The sequence below is a fragment of the Actinosynnema sp. NPDC037264 genome, from assembly GCF_055603705.1.
Window position 1 is genome coordinate 1 of record NZ_JBVJVK010000015.1, and the last position, 15,683, is coordinate 15,683.

Annotated in this window: 18 protein-coding genes; 9 read left to right on the forward strand and 9 right to left on the reverse strand. The window is 64.5% G+C overall.

The features are described from left to right. Positions 1-95: 95 nt before the first annotated feature. Entirely contained in the window at positions 96-809 is a 714-nt protein-coding gene (locus tag ACZ7GX_RS18490) for a 2-phosphosulfolactate phosphatase (RefSeq protein WP_498778209.1), read from the reverse strand. A 27-nt stretch (positions 810-836) separates the two neighbouring features. On the opposite strand from ACZ7GX_RS18490, the gene ACZ7GX_RS18495 reads away from it, so the two are divergent. Both ACZ7GX_RS18495 and ACZ7GX_RS18500 read left to right on the forward strand, forming a co-directional pair. Next, complete coding sequence (locus ACZ7GX_RS18495) at positions 837-1,304, forward strand: ribose-5-phosphate isomerase (RefSeq protein ID WP_498778211.1); 468 nt, start codon at positions 837-839, stop codon at positions 1,302-1,304. Next, the gene (locus tag ACZ7GX_RS18500) at positions 1,304-2,107 is read left to right on the forward strand and encodes an Fpg/Nei family DNA glycosylase (RefSeq protein WP_498778213.1); all 804 of its coding nucleotides are present in this window, start codon (positions 1,304-1,306) and stop codon (positions 2,105-2,107) included. Before ACZ7GX_RS18495 ends, ACZ7GX_RS18500 begins: the two co-directional genes overlap by 1 nt. Before the next feature lie 19 nt (positions 2,108-2,126). Here the strand turns inward: ACZ7GX_RS18500 and ACZ7GX_RS18505 are convergent, their stop codons facing one another. Together ACZ7GX_RS18505 and ACZ7GX_RS18510 are read right to left on the reverse strand one after the other, a co-directional pair. After that, entirely contained in the window at positions 2,127-2,870 is a 744-nt protein-coding gene (locus tag ACZ7GX_RS18505) for a hypothetical protein (RefSeq protein ID WP_498778216.1), read from the reverse strand. Positions 2,871-2,932: 62 nt separating this feature from the next. Beyond that, positions 2,933-4,141: a GNAT family N-acetyltransferase gene (locus ACZ7GX_RS18510; RefSeq protein WP_498778218.1), complete on the reverse strand. Its 1,209-nt coding sequence runs from the start codon at positions 4,139-4,141 to the stop codon at positions 2,933-2,935. Between the two features lie 84 nt (positions 4,142-4,225). On the opposite strand from ACZ7GX_RS18510, the gene ACZ7GX_RS18515 reads away from it, so the two are divergent. Then, positions 4,226-4,960 carry a maleylpyruvate isomerase family mycothiol-dependent enzyme gene (locus tag ACZ7GX_RS18515; protein WP_498778220.1) on the forward strand — a complete coding sequence of 245 codons (735 nt, stop codon included), beginning with the start codon at positions 4,226-4,228 and terminating at the stop codon, positions 4,958-4,960. A 130-nt stretch (positions 4,961-5,090) separates the two neighbouring features. Here the strand turns inward: ACZ7GX_RS18515 and ACZ7GX_RS18520 are convergent, their stop codons facing one another. The 3 genes from ACZ7GX_RS18520 to ACZ7GX_RS18530 form a co-directional block, all read right to left on the reverse strand. Then, complete coding sequence (locus ACZ7GX_RS18520) at positions 5,091-5,435, reverse strand: VOC family protein (protein WP_498778223.1); 345 nt, start codon at positions 5,433-5,435, stop codon at positions 5,091-5,093. Between the two features lie 939 nt (positions 5,436-6,374). After that, positions 6,375-7,592 (reverse strand): DUF5677 domain-containing protein, encoded by a 1,218-nt coding sequence (locus ACZ7GX_RS18525; protein ID WP_498778225.1) that lies wholly within the window; start codon positions 7,590-7,592, stop codon positions 6,375-6,377. 132 nt (positions 7,593-7,724) lie between these two features. Then, positions 7,725-8,366 (reverse strand): TetR/AcrR family transcriptional regulator, encoded by a 642-nt coding sequence (locus ACZ7GX_RS18530; RefSeq protein ID WP_498778227.1) that lies wholly within the window; start codon positions 8,364-8,366, stop codon positions 7,725-7,727. Between the two features lie 178 nt (positions 8,367-8,544). On the opposite strand from ACZ7GX_RS18530, the gene ACZ7GX_RS18535 reads away from it, so the two are divergent. Further along, entirely contained in the window at positions 8,545-9,759 is a 1,215-nt protein-coding gene (locus tag ACZ7GX_RS18535; protein WP_498778230.1) for a DUF3825 domain-containing protein, read from the forward strand. Between the two features lie 576 nt (positions 9,760-10,335). Here ACZ7GX_RS18535 and ACZ7GX_RS18540 read toward each other — a convergent pair. Next, on the reverse strand, positions 10,336-10,893 hold the full coding sequence (locus ACZ7GX_RS18540; protein WP_498778232.1) for a hypothetical protein: 558 nt from the start codon (positions 10,891-10,893) through the stop codon (positions 10,336-10,338). A 62-nt stretch (positions 10,894-10,955) separates the two neighbouring features. Next, complete coding sequence (locus tag ACZ7GX_RS18545) at positions 10,956-11,348, reverse strand: histone-like nucleoid-structuring protein Lsr2 (RefSeq protein WP_498778235.1); 393 nt, start codon at positions 11,346-11,348, stop codon at positions 10,956-10,958. A gap of 256 nt (positions 11,349-11,604) precedes the next feature. Here ACZ7GX_RS18545 and ACZ7GX_RS18550 point away from each other — a divergent pair, with 256 nt between their 5' ends. Further along, entirely contained in the window at positions 11,605-11,808 is a 204-nt protein-coding gene (locus tag ACZ7GX_RS18550; RefSeq protein WP_498778237.1) for a hypothetical protein, read from the forward strand. A gap of 626 nt (positions 11,809-12,434) precedes the next feature. Here ACZ7GX_RS18550 and ACZ7GX_RS18555 read toward each other — a convergent pair. Then, entirely contained in the window at positions 12,435-12,674 is a 240-nt protein-coding gene (locus tag ACZ7GX_RS18555) for a hypothetical protein (RefSeq protein ID WP_498778239.1), read from the reverse strand. 886 nt (positions 12,675-13,560) lie between these two features. Here ACZ7GX_RS18555 and ACZ7GX_RS18560 point away from each other — a divergent pair. The 4 genes from ACZ7GX_RS18560 (at position 13,561) to ACZ7GX_RS18575 (ending at position 15,418) form a co-directional block, all read left to right on the forward strand. Then, entirely contained in the window at positions 13,561-14,397 is an 837-nt protein-coding gene (locus tag ACZ7GX_RS18560) for a DUF5753 domain-containing protein (RefSeq protein WP_498778242.1), read from the forward strand. Beyond that, positions 14,384-14,593, forward strand: a complete 210-nt coding sequence (locus ACZ7GX_RS18565) for a DUF397 domain-containing protein (protein ID WP_498778244.1) — start codon at positions 14,384-14,386, stop codon at positions 14,591-14,593. The genes ACZ7GX_RS18560 and ACZ7GX_RS18565 overlap by 14 nt, the downstream gene beginning before the upstream one ends. A 250-nt stretch (positions 14,594-14,843) precedes the next feature. After that, complete coding sequence (locus ACZ7GX_RS18570) at positions 14,844-15,155, forward strand: hypothetical protein (RefSeq protein WP_498778246.1); 312 nt, start codon at positions 14,844-14,846, stop codon at positions 15,153-15,155. Next, a complete protein-coding gene (locus tag ACZ7GX_RS18575; protein WP_498778248.1) occupies positions 15,155-15,418 on the forward strand; it encodes a hypothetical protein in 264 nt (87 codons plus the stop codon). Before ACZ7GX_RS18570 ends, ACZ7GX_RS18575 begins: the two co-directional genes overlap by 1 nt. Positions 15,419-15,683: the final 265 nt, after the last annotated feature.

Below are 15,683 nucleotides of genomic sequence, written 5' to 3' on the forward strand. Positions count from 1 at the left end.
GACGTCGGACTCGTCCTGGCCACCGGCCAGGCACACACCCGACCGGCCCACCACAAGGTGGGCACCAAACCCCGCCGAACAGGTTAAAAGACAAGCTAACCCCGCGCGTGGAGGACGCCGTCGGTCAGGCGGGGGACGGCGGTGCTCACGTTGACCTCGGCGGCGAGGGCGACGTCGCCCGCGTGGCCCGCGGCGATGAGCTCACGACCGGACACACAACCGTTCAGGACGTCCTCCACCGACGCCCACGCGTACATCTCCGCGGCCAACGCCGCTTCAACCGACGCCGAGCCGTAGCCCAGCAGTGACGACATGATCGCGCCCGCGCCGAGCAGGTCCTCCACCGCCGGTCGCAACGGTCCGGCGTCGGCCTCGTCGGTCAGGTTCACGCCCCACCGCTCACCGCCCGGCACGACGCCGATCGGCCCACCCGCCGCCAACTGACGAGCCGCCACGGCGACCGCCCGCGCGTTGCGCAGGCACCCCGCCAGCACGATCGCCCCCGTCGCCTCGGCCGACGAGCACAACGTGGCGCCGTTCGCCGAAGCCAGCTCCAGCTCCGTCCCCGGCGGCACGGACACCAGCGACGACGGCCGCAACGTCCACGACGGGTCCGCCGGACGTGCCGCCGACGCGCGCTTCGACCAGTGCACCGGCCGCACGGCCCCACCACGTGCCACGACGATGTCCACCGCGGTGGAGAACGACAGCACGTCCACGACCACGAGCACCGCGCACTGCTCCCCGAGGGCGGCGACCCCCTCGGGACCCCACTCCAACCGCAGCCGGCAACCCTCTTGTCCGAACACGCGGCCAAGGATGGCAGACTTGCTGACGTGCGCGTTTACCTGGGATCGGACCACGCGGGCTTCGAGCTGAAGACCCACCTCGTCAAGCACCTGACCGACGCGGGCCACGAGGTGGTCGACGTCGGGCCGGCCGTGTACGACGCGGAGGACGACTACCCGCCGTTCTGCATCGAGGCCGCCCGCCGCGTGGTCGCGGACGAGGGCAGCCTGGGCATCGTCATCGGCGGCTCCGGCAACGGCGAGCAGATCGCCGCGAACAAGGTGCCCGGCGCCCGCGCCGCGCTCGCCTACAGCGTGGAGACGGCGAAGCTCGCCCGCGAGCACAACGACGCCCAGCTCATCGGCGTCGGCGGCCGGATGCACACCACCGAGGAGGCGTTCGCGATCGTCGAGGCGTTCCTGGCCACCCCGTTCTCCGGGCAGGAGCGGCACGCGCGCCGCATCGACATCCTCCGCGAGTACGAGCGCACCGGCGAGGCGCCGGCCCTGCCCTGATGCCCGAAGGTCACACGCTGCACCGCCTGGCGAAGCTGCACCAGCGCCGGTACGCGGGCTCGACGGTCCGGGTGTCGAGCCCGCAGGGCAAGTTCTCCGCGTCCGCTGTGGACGGTCGGCTGTTCCGGCGCGCCGAGGCGCACGGCAAGCACCTGTTCCACGTCTACGGCCCGGACGCCACCGTGCACGTCCACCTGGGCCTCTACGGCACGTTCACCGAGTCGCCGCACCCGGTGACCCAGCCGGTCGGCCAGGTGCGGATGCGGCTGGCCGGCCCCACCCACTGGACGGACCTGCGCGGCCCGAACCGGTGCGAGGTCCTCACCGACGTCGAGGTGGCCGCGCTGCGCGCCCGCCTCGGCCCGGACCCGCTGCGCCGTGACGCGAAACCCGACCTGGCCCATGCGCGCATCGCCCGGTCGCGCCAGTCCATCGCCGTGCTGCTGATGGACCAGACCGTGCTCGCGGGCGTCGGCAACGTCTACCGGGCCGAGGTGCTGTTCCGGCACGGCGTCCACCCGCTCGTGCCCGGCAACGAGGTCGACCGGGCGTTGTGGGACGACCTGTGGCTCGACCTGACCGTGCTCATGCGCGCCGGCGTGAAGGTCGGGCGCATCGACACCGTGCGGCCCGAGCACCTGCCCGAGGTCACCGGCCGGGCGCCGCGGCAGGACCGGCACGGCGGCGAGGTCTACGTCTACCGCCGCACCGGCCAACCGTGCCTGGTCTGCGGCACGCCCGTCGCCGCCGCCTCGCTGGCCGGCCGGAACCTCTACTGGTGCCCGACCTGCCAACCGGCCTGACCTTGAGAACCCGCCTGACTCAGAACCCGCCGAAGTCGCCGCCACCGAAGTCGCCGCCGCCGAAGTCCCCGCCGTAGTCGCCACCGGCGTCGCCGCCATCACCGCCGTCGCCGCCGTCCTCGGCGCCGCCGGGGTCCTCCGAGGCCACGGCCGCCGGCACGCCGACCATGCCCGTGAACATCGCGCTGAACAGCATCATCGACGCGAAGCCCCACGCGCCCGCCACCAGCGCGGGCTTCCACCACGGCTCGGAGTACCAGCCCTCCGGCACCGGACGACCCGCCACCACGCCGCCGGGGTAGTAGTGCGGCGTCTGCGAACCCGGCCGCGGCGAGGCGACGTAGCGGTGACCCTTCACCGTGACGTCACGCTCCTCCGACACCTTGCCCGCCCGGCTCTGGCCGGTGAGGTCCGGCAGCTCGGGACCGGGGTCGAGGTCCATCGCGACGCGCGCGGCCCGCACGTAGTACAGGCCTTCCATCGCGGTCTGCGTGACCAGGCGGCACTGCTCCACCGTGCGCGCCTGCTCCATCTGCGACCCGGCCGCGGTGAACCGCTCGGACGCGTCGGCCATCGCCTGCTGCGAGGCCACGTCCGTGCCGGTCAGGTTCATCACCTGGCCGCCGAGCCGTTCCACCCAACGGCGTGCCTCGGCCTGCGCGTCCTCCAGCTCCCGGCGGCGCTTCTCGGCCGCGGAGCGGGCGGCGTACCAGACCACGCCCACCAGGACCAACAGCACGAGCAACACGATCGTGGTGGTCATCGACCCTCCCGGTGCTTGATGTCCGGAAAACGCCCCACGCCGGGCGGAGGTTCCCGAAACGGTCAGAACACCTCCGGGCAGTGGGGCTCCCGATCGCCCAACAGCGCGTGCGACAAGGCGTTCAGCGAACCCGCGGTGACCTCACTCACCCGCTGGGCCCGCGCCAACGTCGCCAACCTCGTCCCACCGAGGTACGCGGCCCCCAACGCCTGCACGTCCAGCACGACGTCCGGGTCGTCGTCCACCCGCTGCACGGTCGCGGCGCCGTCCTTGACGGTGAACCGCCACCGGCCCGCGTTCCACGGGCAGAACTCGTCCGACAGCTCCAGCACCACGTCCACGTCGGAGAGGTAGCGGCGCAGGGGGAGCGCGCGGTCGACGTCCACGATCCGCACCCACAGCGAGTCGGCCCGGCCGCGCAGCGCGAGCCGCGAGTCCTCCAGCAGGTGGACGCCCGGGTCGTCGGAGGCGGTGAAGAACTTCAGCTCGCCGACCATGTCGAGGTCCAGCAGGTAGCGGTAGAGCGCCGCGTACGCCTCGTCGGTCCGTGCCGCGAGCTCGCGCACGTGCAGCTCGTTGCGCGGGCCGCGCACCTGCCAGTCCGCCTTGATCCGGTAGACCGCGTAACCCTGCGGGTGCAGCACGTAGCGGTACGCGCTCAGCCCGTCGCGGTCGCGCTCGGTGTCGGCGAGGTGGTGGTCCCACGCGGCGTCCGTGCGGCTCAGCCAGCCCGTCCGGGACGGCCGCAGGTCTTCGTACACGGCCTTCATCACCGGCATGGCCTCGTCGCGCGGCACCTCGCGCACCCGTTCGCCGCCGGTCGACACGCCGGGGCGGAACTTCGCGCCGTGCGGCACGTCGAGCCGGGTGAACTCGGCCGCGAGCCCGTAGCCGTACCTGGGGTAGATCCCCGCCTCCGAGGCCCACAGCGCGGCGATCGCCTCGGCGCCCTCCTCGTGCATGCCGTGCAGCTGGGCGCGCATGACGCGGGTGAGCACGCCGCGACGGCGATGGCCCGGTTTCACGCCGACCGACGTGACCGCCGCGACCGGTACCGGGCCGGCTCCGGGCAAGGTGATCTCGCGGGTCTGGATGCCGCCGCCGCCGATGAGCTCGTCACCGTCGAACACGGCGTGGTGCCGGTCCGGCTCGAAGAGGCCACGCCACCGTTCGAGCTGGTCCTCGACGCTGTCGAACAGGAATGCCGAGTTGACGACCCGCTGGAACTCCGGGAGGTCGTCCGCGGTGAGGGTGCGGAGGTTGAGCGCCATGGCACGTTCATACGCCGGTCGGCCGTCGTGCGCGATCCAATTCAGGGGTCGCACCCAGACCGTCGGTTCCGCGATGCTGCGCCTATGGATGCCCATTCGTTGGATGCCCATTCGTTGGCGAGCGCGCTCCGCGTCGAAGCGGAGGCGTTGGCGGTCGCAGCAACTTTGGCACCACCTGATCGTGACGTGCCGGCGTGTCCCGGGATGACGATCGGTGACCTGCTCGTGCACGTCGGCTCAATCCACCGGGTGGTGGCGCAGTGGATCGCGCGCGGCGCGCGTCCGGCGGACTGGGAGTGCTCGCCCGGTGATGCCGACCTGGTCGACTGGTACCGGGTCGGCGCGGCGGCGCTGATCGCCGTGCTGGATCCGGCGCGCGCGGCCGCGCCTGCGGCGACGTGGTGCCCGTGGGACGGGACGGTGGGGTTCTGGGTGCGGCGGATGGCGCACGAGACGGCCGTGCACCGGGTCGACGCGCAGGCCGCGACCGGCTCGGCGGCGCCGTTGGAGCCGGGCTTGGCGGCGGACGGCATCGACGAGGTGCTGCGGCTGTGGTTGGGCTGCCACCAGCCACCCGGTGTCCACACGTCAGGGCGAGCCGTGACGCTGCGCGTACCGGGCCGTGAGTGGACCGTGGCGCTGCACGAGGGGATCGTCGACTACTGCCCTCGAGCCGACCCGGCGGCCGTCGTCAGCGGCTCCGCGTCCGCGGTAGACCTGTGGTTGTGGGGGAGGGTCGGGGAGGAGGACGTGTCGGTGGAGGGGGATGTCGCGGTCGTGCGCGCGCTGCGTTCCGCCGTTGCCGCTGCTACGGGCTGAATTGGAGGCACACTGTGCGCGTGAGGAAGCTGAGCGTGATCCTGAGATGCCTGGTGACCTTCGCCATCGGCGTGCTCATGGTGGTGCTGGCGATCCGCTTCGGCGAGGCGCTGTGCCGCGCCATCACGTCCTAGGGGGCGGCCTTGACGAAGCAGAACTCGTTGCCCGCCGGGTCCAGCAGCACCTGGAAGCTGCCCTGCTCGTCGGTCTGCACGCCACCCAGTTTCGTCGCCCCGAGCCCAACGGCCTTCTCCGTCGCCGCGCCGATGTCGTCGACGTCGACGTCCAGGTGAAGCCGGTTCTTCACCGCCTTTGACTCCGGCACGGGCTGAAACGAGATCCGAGGCCACCCGGGCGGCACGACGTGCGCCCACCCGTGCTCCCGCTCCACCACCTCACCACCGAGCAACCCCGCCCAGAACCGCACGAGTGCTGCGGGGTCCAGGCAATCCACCACGATCTGGTCCAGACGCATGTACCCATCATGAGCCAGGTGGACGTGCGGGTCGTGGGAAGCAGCCCCAACCCGCGACCGCTTCCCACAACCACACGACGAGCCCGCACGTGTCGAGGGGGTTGACAACAACTCGTCCGAACCACTCTAACCCCGAACCGGAAACCAATCATCAACCAAAACGAACCCCAACAGCATGAACCTGCCAGCCCACCACCCCACCGGTCCCAACCAATCCCCACCTAACCGCAGACCACCACCTACCAAACCCACCCCAGCTCACCCCACCGGCCCCATCTCCACCGGGGCGCAACCATCCACAAAGGACCGCGCCGTCCACCTGTCACTACCGCTACGCGACCTGGCGGCGCGGGCACGCGAGGGGTCCGGACGTTCCGCAGAACGCAAAAGACCGTCCACGTGGGACGGTCTATGAGGGCTCTGCCAGCAAGAAGAGTCTGGAGCCCCTGGCGGGACTACTGGCGAACTCCCTCTGGCAAGCCACGATCAAGAAACTGGCTCGTCGTCTGGCTGGTCGGCGACCTGCGCGTGACGCAGCCGATCGACCGAAGCAAGATCAACACCAAAATCAAGATCAACCCTGTGCCTGCGGCTGCGGCGACTCCGTGCGTCCAGGTCGCACCTTTGTGAACCAAGATCATCAGGTGGCTTGGCTACGGGCGGGCGGGGCCAAGAGTTTGCTGTACAAGCGGCATGAACCCGACTCGTCAGACGAGGCCGCTAACCAAGAGCGGCAACCCTGTGCCTGTGGCTGCGGTGAACCCGTACGCCCAGGTCGTACCTTTGTTAACCGGGCGCATCACATGGCCTGGATGAAAGCTGGGGGTGCCACTTCACGGCTCACCCACAACCGGTGGGGACACCCTATCAACCACAACGGCTGATCATCAGATCGGCTAGACCCGGCCCTGTATTCGATTCGTCGGATGCAGGGCCTTACTATTCGGCCCGCTCGACTGACCCATCGGGGCGAATCACCCAGTGATTTAGCGATCGGGCTTCCTCCGGGGTTAGCATGATCGTGCGCGCGGGAACGATCGCAGCACCGATTTTCGGAGTGGCCGTCACGTTGCCCGGCAAGGTCATCGTCGCGAAGCGCCTCCCCTTAATGATGTACTCGCCTGGGGATTGGACAACTTTCCTAGTGAAGGCTGTGACCTGACGCCTTGCACCATCCGTCAACTTTGGCGCGTTGGACTCGATAATCGTGTCGGTTACCGGCTCGAACCAGTACCAGCGCTGCGTGCCATCGCGAGACACCGCCAGTACCATCGTAGGGTTCGGTGGCGGCTCCTTCGGCCATATCTTTCTATCGACCTTGTTCATCGCCTGTGTATAGTCCGGCCAGCGTTGCCTCAACTCCTCGATTCCGTCAACGAGGAGCGAGGCATCAAGATCAGTGCGGAGATCGGCCATGGTGTCCACCACGACCTTCATAGACTCGACGCCCGCTATGTAGGCAAACGGGCAAAGATGAATGGCCAAGGCGGAGGTTCGGTGTACTCTGCGACCCTCAATCTGGCGGACCAAGCCGAGTTGTCCTCCCGGTGACCCGTGCGTGACAAGAGAGGCAAGGCGATAGGCCGGGTAAAGGTGGGACAGGCCGAACTTGTCAGACTGTTGCCGCAAGTTATGCTGAGACCAGCCGTTACGGAACTTAGTGTCGTACTGATTCGTCACCGCGTCGATTTCGTCCTGAGCCTTCTTCAAACGGAATGACCGCAAGCTCAGCAGTTTCTTCTTCTCACCCCGCGGTAGCACATCAAATCCGAGCGTAAGGCTATTGGTGAACTCCGCTTCGAAAATCAGATGATCCATGTAGCGCTTCGCGCGCTTAGGAGAGGACAGGACATCCTTCAAGTTCACCGCGTGTTCGATGATCGAGCGGGCGGATCGTGCGGCCGAACGCCCCGTACCAAAGGCAAGCTCGTGAGTGAGGCTCATGAAGTCGCTCATGGCCTGACTGAAGATAGTTGAGGCGGCGGGATGCAGTTCAGCGCTTGAAAAGTATCCACGAATGAACGGTATGCCCACGTTAATGGTGTTGTTCACCAGGTGACCAAACCAGGGGGCCGCCTCGGCTATCAGCTCGTCCGGAGCCACTCCTGGTCCGAGCAGATCAGGGGCTTCGTCAGGTGTTGGCTGTTTGGGGCTCACGTTCTGCTCCTCAACTCGCTCGGAGAAGCCCCTGGGCTAGAAGCCTGGGCATCCGCTTACTAGTGACCAAGTGTCGCCGAAATGCTCGGTGGCGTTACATCCATACACCCACAAGAGTGAATCTGGCGGCTCTCAAGCGTTACTCAGTGCGCGCGTGAGCTGACTGAGTGCAACACGGGTGGTGTCTGCCGCTGGCTCGTTAGGTTGCGCAAAGACCCGCAGCAAGATCGCGTTGGTGTGGTAGTTGCTGGCGTCTCCGGCCGACGGGTAGTCCTGGAAGTCGCCTCGGAGCTGGCCGTACTCGATGATCTGTGCGAGCGGCGCGGACAGCGGTACGAGTACGCGAATATCGTTCGGGTCGGGGTTAGTCGGCCAGGCTGCCTTGAGCGCTTGCTCTACGGCGGCAGCGGCGAGCGCGATAGATAGTTGTTGATGTTTTTTAAGTATCGCTACCAGCACGGACACCACCCGCACCGCGGCTTCCATCGGATCATCTTCACGGCGGATAGCTTGATCGGCCGCGTCGAGCAGTGGGTCTATGAGCGGTCGATAGACCACGCCCATGAGCTGCTGCTTACCGCCGGGAAAGTGGTTGTACGCGGTCGGCGTACTAACCCCGGCGGTACGAGCGATGTCCTCCATACGGGCACCCAGCCAGCCACGTTCGGCGAAGACCCCGGCTGCCGCAGTCACCAGCGCGGCCCGGCTGCGGGCACGCTTCGTCGCGGCACTGCGCTGCCGGGCGTCACCCATTTGGCCTGATGGCGACGTCACCGACCGAGCTTACATCGGTACAAGCTTGGCCTTGTACCGCTAGGCCGAGCGGCGTAACGTCCGCCCTAGTGGTTCAGATCACACTGATGAGGCGGGATATAACCGCCATCCAAAAGATCAAATCCGTAGCACTCGCATTGGCGGGGGCTTATTGGAGTCTGTCATGCCCGAGGGAAGAGTGAAGTGGTTCGACGCCGCGTCAGGGCACGGATACATCAAGGTTAATGGTCAAGAGCAAGAGGTGAAAGTCAGAAGGAACGCCATTAAAGATGATCGTTATCGCAACTTGGTTCCGACGGAACCTGTAAGCTTCGAGATCGAAGACAAGCCAAGCGGTCCAGTTGCGACCATGGTAAAGTCGCTCATTGCGGAAACAGGTCGTCACCGCGGAATCGTACTGAGTTTCGATCACGAGACCATGCGCGGCTTCATTACACCCGATGGGGCTAAGGAAGATGATCCGCCAGTTTTCCTGCACCGTCGTGAGATCATGGGAAAAAGTCGGACAGACGTTATCCCTGATGATGGCGAGGCGGTAGAATACGCCGTCCAAAAAGACTGGGAATTCGGGCAGAAAGCAGTTGCCGTCAAGCGCCTCGACGCAGCTCCACCGCTGCATCGGTTCGCCGATATGGGTAGAGACGATGACTGGCTTACGAAGCTAGAGCGAGTCGCTGATGACGAGGACTGGCAATACAAACAGAAGCCAAACCATTATTGCCGTTTCCCGATCCTCAAGAGCTACCTGCGGTATACCTTCAAGCGGCTACTTGAAGAGTCGCAGATGGAGCGATACACGATCGCCTATGGTCGTGACAGTGCAGGTCGTAAATTGGCCTGCTTCAATACAGGTCTCGACACGCAGTATCACGAGCCAGTCATCGCGTTGTTTAATGCCAACCCCGATCGGCGCGATGAACGGCCGTGGAAACTAGAAGGATTCTACGAAGCTTCCCACACTCGTTTGCACGGGCCGTTCGATGGTGGGGTCCCCGTTACGGCCGAGTACTACACCGACCCAAGCGTGCTGGTATACAACCGAGCGTATTCGATCGAGATCAATGCGCGTCACATCGCTAAAGACCGCATTGATCGATTTCCGGCCTACCTGGGTGGCAGCGTGGAGCGAGCTGCTGAACACCTCGATAACGTATGTGCTAAGTCGATCAAGCGACTCGCGCGTAACTATAAGGTGGCAGTTCCTCAGTTCTACAGGGGATCAATGCAGTTGCTGCTACCGATCTGCCTAGATACGCCCAGGGTGGCGGATCTAGCTCTGGTTGTGAGTTGCAAGAACCGCCAGTATCGCGGCGCGACCGCGATAACTCTCGATCAGGCGTACACCAACGCTCGTTTGATTACTCGTCCTGACCCCGAATGGCTGAAGCCATGAATAAGACACGAGAGAGGGCCGCACGTCTGAACGTGCAGCCCTGGGCCTTTGGCGGTGCGCAGGACACACCGCCAAAGCAGAAATATGGACACGGGTAACTCGCAAAGTTCATCATCGCCTGGCCACACCTCGAATGTGGCTAAAGAAGGCGGAATGAACTTAGGCGGATACTCCCGAATCGGCGTTTTTGCGAAGCTCCCGGAAGGGAGCGGGTCTTGCCAGGAGACCTCCCCGTGTTACCTGGAGGTCAAAAGTGGTGCTGACCTAAATGCTGTCAGCTAGGTTCGGCTGACTCGTCCTGCGAGGCGCAGCCTAAGTAAGTTCGAGGAGCACTCCCGAAAGGAGCTGATCTATATATAACACAACCAACGTCTTTTTGCAAGCTTGTGTCGATCTTCAACTAAAATGGAGCACGGAAATGGCTACTGCAACTTGCGGTGATTGTGACGGCGACGGAACCATCGAAACAGAAGATGGCGAGATCACCTGCACTGGCTGCGGCGGTTCCGGCGAAGTCGAGTACGACGACCCTGCCGACGACCCGGAGCACAACCCTGGCGATCACTAACTACAGCGTCAGGTAGCGTCGAGGGAACCCGTTTCCCTGTCGCTGGTCAGAACCGAATACCGTAGATAGTGGGTGAATTGTTTCATTTCGCTACGATGAGCTTCCAGCAAGGAGCTGTTATGCGGGTCAAGTCGCCGCATGGCAGCTCCTTGGCATTGCAACCGACTGCCTTCGGCTCCAACCGGAGTCACAATAAGTCGAGCCCCGTAAGGGACGTAGCGCTTGTCGTAGAATGCCTCCAGGTGGGGTAGCAGCTTTTGGCGTTCAAGCAAGTTCAGTCGGCGTGCCTCATCACGTAACGTTTTATAACGCTTATCGCTTCGGTCGTCTATCCTGCGATACTCGGCCTCGAACTCTCTAGACTGCGGATCACTGAAAATTACATAAGGGCCTCCCGTGATTCGACCTCCATGGCCACCGCATGACATGACCGTACGTATTCCGAGCAACTGAAGCGCAATTACTGTGTCAAAAATATTGGCATCGATAGGCATGCCGAGCTTGTCGGTAGTTAACTTCAACTCACGACACTTGGCGTCCCAGGCTTTCATTCCAATCTGTGGCATTAGTTATATTCTACAAGATAAAGGGCCGTAAGCACATGTAGCGCCTACGGCCCCTAGCGTCCTTACGCGGACGCGCTTGATTTGTTAGCCTGCTCTTGCCGCCAAGCGGCTACCAAGTTCTGCGGAACCCGGCCTTTGTCACCGATCTGGTGTCCGCTAGCGAGTGCCCATGCTCGAACTACAGCAGGGTCGAAATCGCTTGTGGGGACCACGGCCCCGTTACCGTTCACGTGCAGGGTCGGCGTCGAGCCGTTGGCCGCAATGCGGCGAGTGGCGTCTTTAGCCTGTACGGGGCGAGATGCGGCGGCGAAGGGTGCAAGTGCTTCGCGGAACTTTTTGGTGTTGTCGGCGGAGAGGTCAATCTCTAGGTACTGACCGTCGAGCAGGTAGAGGACGGTTTCAGCGGCTTCGCTGGTGCCGTCCAGGTCGTCTAGAGTTACGACTTTCGTTGCCATTGCTTTTTCCTCCAATAATGGGGGTTTGCGTTCTGGCTTCCCGTATATTGATGCAGTTAAAACATAATTGCAAGCATTAGCAATATCGTTTTTGAACCAAATGGGGTTCCGTCGGCGGTCATTATTGCTTTGTATAGCGAAAAGTCGACCCCAAAGAATCTCAAAAATGAACAAAACAACTTGACGCCCGAACGAGCTTCTCGCCCCACTGGTCCAACGCCTTGCTGGGCCACTGGTCCAGCGGCACGCTCAGTCCGTGACCAACCGCCGCATCGCGCTCAAGCCGCCACCCGGCCTCCCGGTTGACCGCTACGTGGCCATCGCGCACGCCGTGCTCAGGGTGCTCGACCCGGCGGGCCTGGTAAGTGTTGTCACGGTGCGCGTGGACGAGCTGGCTTCTGACGACGAGCTGAACCAGGTGTTCGACACGTACAGCGAGCACAACCCTCGGGGACGGTAGTCGGCGTAACCCCTGATCTCGGTAGCAGCGATAACCGGGTTATCAGGGAGGCACACCATGCAGGGACGCCGCACGCCGTACGTCAAGTTGGTCACGTACCGGCACCGGGAGTACGTCACCTGGCTAGTGCTGTCGGGCACCTTTGCCGGTACCGGCCTGGCGCACGGGTGGCTCACGGTCGTAGAGCGCGAGCTGTGGGCGGGAGTGCTGGCTGGTTCGCTGCTCGTGGCGTCGACGGGGTGCGGGCTCAAGGCGTGGACTGAGCGAAGACGGGGCAGTCGCACCGCAGTCTTCACCAGCTTGTCAGGCCGACCGCACCCACAAGAAAGCCCGCCAAGGCAGGGTGCCTTGGCGGGCTGAGCGCCGCTACACGGTCACGACCTCGAAGAGGTCATCGAACTGCATCGGGGAGAGTGCCACCAGCGCCCCAGCGATGAACGCCGCACCAGGTTGCAGTTGGCCCGTACGTACCCGCATCGCTGTGGAGCGGTTGACACCCATTCTCTTGGCTAAGGCGTAGTCACTCCTGATGCCAGCGAGCGCCACCGCCTTAGTGAAGCTGTCCGTTCGGAGGCGCACGGTGTACGGCATCGGACACTCAGCCTCTCAGAGGCACGGGTGTGCCCTTAGCTGCTGCGTCCCGCGGCTTCATCGGAGCTGAGCCCGAACGTCGCCAGGACGTTCATCGCCTGGCGCATGAAGTTCCGGAATGCCTGCTCGTTCGTGAAGTGCAGAGCGACAGCGCCATCTGCGAAGGCGAAGAACGCTTGCTGTCCGGTCACCTCGTGCTCAATGGCGCAGTTCTCGTCGATGTCCGCACTCATGCGAACGTCGATGCCGGCAATTTTTTGCATGTGCTCACTCACTCTTTTCACTAGATGGCGGTGCTTCTCCGTCCGGCCCCATCGGTGGGCCGGTGGTCACAAGGACGGCAGGACAGCGGCAGTCTGCGCACACGCACCGCCACAGCCACATGCCAAAGCGGTCGCCCGTGACGGGCAGCTCTACGTCTTCCACCGCTGGGACGCGGAAGGTGTGCTTGAGCGCGAGGCAGCTCGCGCAGACACGACTGTGATCCGCGTAGTGCAAGTACTGCTGAATCAGTAGGTGCTCGGTCGGCGGGTCGTCGGTCATGACACGGCCAGAAGTCCGAGGAGTTGCGCCATCGGCGCGAACTCGCCGGTTTCTAGAATCCTGTTAACTCGCTCTGCAACTGCCTCCGGTACAGTCAGATGGTTCCAAACCGACCCGCAAAGACGGCACTGAAAGATTGCTTCCTGCTCCGACCGAACGTGCAAGAACAAATCACCGTCTCGATGTGGGCACGCGGACGGTGGCACCCACAGCCCTAGCGCGGTCACAACCGGCTGCCAAAAGCCCGAGGGACGGTGATTCGGCAACCCGCGCAGCCGCACTGGCGGGCTCTACTTCTCGTCCAAAGCATTGCCGCGACGGCACCAGCTGCCGTCAGTGCGAGCATCAGCGCGATCAACATGCACACGCCTCCTTACGCCGGGCTGGCAGGGCGACGGTTCGGGGCATGAACCGCGAGGCCAGGGGGCGGAGGCCGGTGCGCGTGACCTACTAGCCTCAACGCCCCAAGGCCGCCCCTGTCGCCCTGCCAGCACTTCAGAGACTACGACAGAGACTCTGCTGGAGACGCGCGCAATCGGGTGACTTTAGAGACTCTGTTGGTGACGCTGCGCGATACTCCCTAACGGCACCTCACCGCTGTACGGCAGACTGAGCCGCATGGACGCGCCTGATCTTGGCCCTGTCGTTCAGCGGCTGATCCTCGGTGCCAAGGTGAGACAGCTCCGGGTAGCCGCTGGCTTCGCAGAGGTCGAGGCGACGAACGATGACCAGCTCCGTTGGTATCGCGGCAAGCTGTCCAAGGTCGAGAACGGCCAGTACGCGCTCAAGCCCAAAGAGGTCGAAGCGCTCATCACGCTCTACCGCGTGACCGGCCAGAAGGCGACCGAGCTGCGCCAGCTCGCAACAGCAGCTCGTCGCCAGAGTGCACCCGAGCGGGTGCCGGACACGGCCCGCCAGTACGTCGCCTTCGAACGAGCGGCTTCCGAGATCCGCATGATCTACGGCGAAGTACCCGGCTTGTTCCAGACCGCCGAGTTCGCCCGCGCCCAGTTCCTCACCTCGCCGGTAGTGCTGGGTGGGCAGGTGGATAGCTGGGCCGAAGCCCGCGAACAGCGCGGCGAACGGGTACGTGCTGCGGCCGGGACAACGGTGACGGCGATCCTCGGTGAACCGGCGCTGATGTGGGAGGTCGGCGGCACGAGCGTCCTGCGGCGGCAGCTTGAGCGGTTGATCGCGTTTGCCGAGCTGCCGCACGTCTCGATCCGGCTCTTGCCGTTCGCCAGCGGCGGCGCGGCTGGGATCAGCACACCGTTCACCTTGCTCTACATCGAACCGGCGCAGGTCCAGATCGCCTACGCGGAGACCTTGACCGGCGCCGACTACTACAGGTCGACCGGCGCGTACGTCGCCGCGTTCGAGCAAGCAGACCAGCGGGCACTCACGGAAGACGAGACCCGCGACGCACTCATGAGGCGGATTGATGAGCTTGGATGAGACCACCGAGCGCGCCTGGCGCAAGAGCAGCCGGAGCGGGGGCAGCGGGGCGCAGTGCGTCGAGCTGTCTTACCGGGCCAGCGCCAGCAGCGCCGTACGTGACAGCAAGAACCCTGGCGGGCCGGTATTGGACTTCACCACGGCCCAGCTCGCCACGTTCATCGAGCGAGTAAGGGCAGGTCAGCTCGACGGCTGAACATCACGTTACAAGGCGGGGCATCTTGGACAGCCAAGGTGCCCCGTTGCCTTTTGATCGCTAACCCGGAGCGGAATAAAAATCTTCAGTGCTCATCTTGACTGGTCGCTGCGGGTTCCCGTAAGGTTCCGTCTCTTCCGCTCCGGGCGATTAGCCCAGCGGAAAGATCACCTCTCTTATCTCGCCTGCTTGAGCCTTTGTAAGTCGCCGTGCTGGCGGCTGGGCTCGCAGGCATTAGGGAGGGTGTCCCATGTCCGATGACCGGTTGCCGTCGCTGCGCGGCCAACGACCCTTGCCCATCACCCGCGCGGGCCGAAATTTGGCCCGGCGCGTCGATGCCGCTAACGCCGATGGCGTTGCGGCGGCGGCGCGCGTCGAAGCGGCCAGCTTCGTGGCGCAGGTGGCCATGCATCACATTGGCATGGTGACCGAAACCGAGGAGCGCATGATTCGCCGGTTCAACCCGGTGAACGTAGGGCGTTTCCAAGGCGTCGCCGACGCCGTGGCCGCGCTCGCCGTGCAGGAGATCGAGCAACTGCGGCTGCGCGGGCGGTGGTCCTAATGGCTGAGTGGATGATTTGGCTTCTGGCGGGCCTCATCGCCTTCCTGTTCCTCGGCTGGGCGCTGGCCAGCCAACGCGCTAACCAGGCCGAGGCGGAGGCTCGCGTGGCCCAGAGAGACCAGGCCGAGTTGGAGCGGCACCGCGCCGAGGCGGAAGGGCTTAAGGCCGCGTATCGCATCGCGGTTGCGAGCCATGCCGCCGAGCACGAGCTGGCGCAACGGCTCATGACGGAGAAGCGGCGGCGGCCGTGGGACGCGCCGTGATGCGCGTCCTGCGTGGTCTGGTGCTAGCGGCGGCGGCCCTGTTGGTGTTGCACGCCGCCAGCACCCTGCTGGCTCCTCTTACCGCCCCGCTGCTGGCGTTGGTCTTTCTGGTCGGCCTCTACGTGCTCCTGTTCCGCGGTCCCCGCGGTCTCGGGTAACCCCCTGTCGAGGTGCTGTTTAAGCTTATGGTTTCAAAAATGAAACCCAAGATGGCTTAGTTAAGCCAAAATCTCTCCCACTGCCTACGTCGATGATCGCCTTTTGT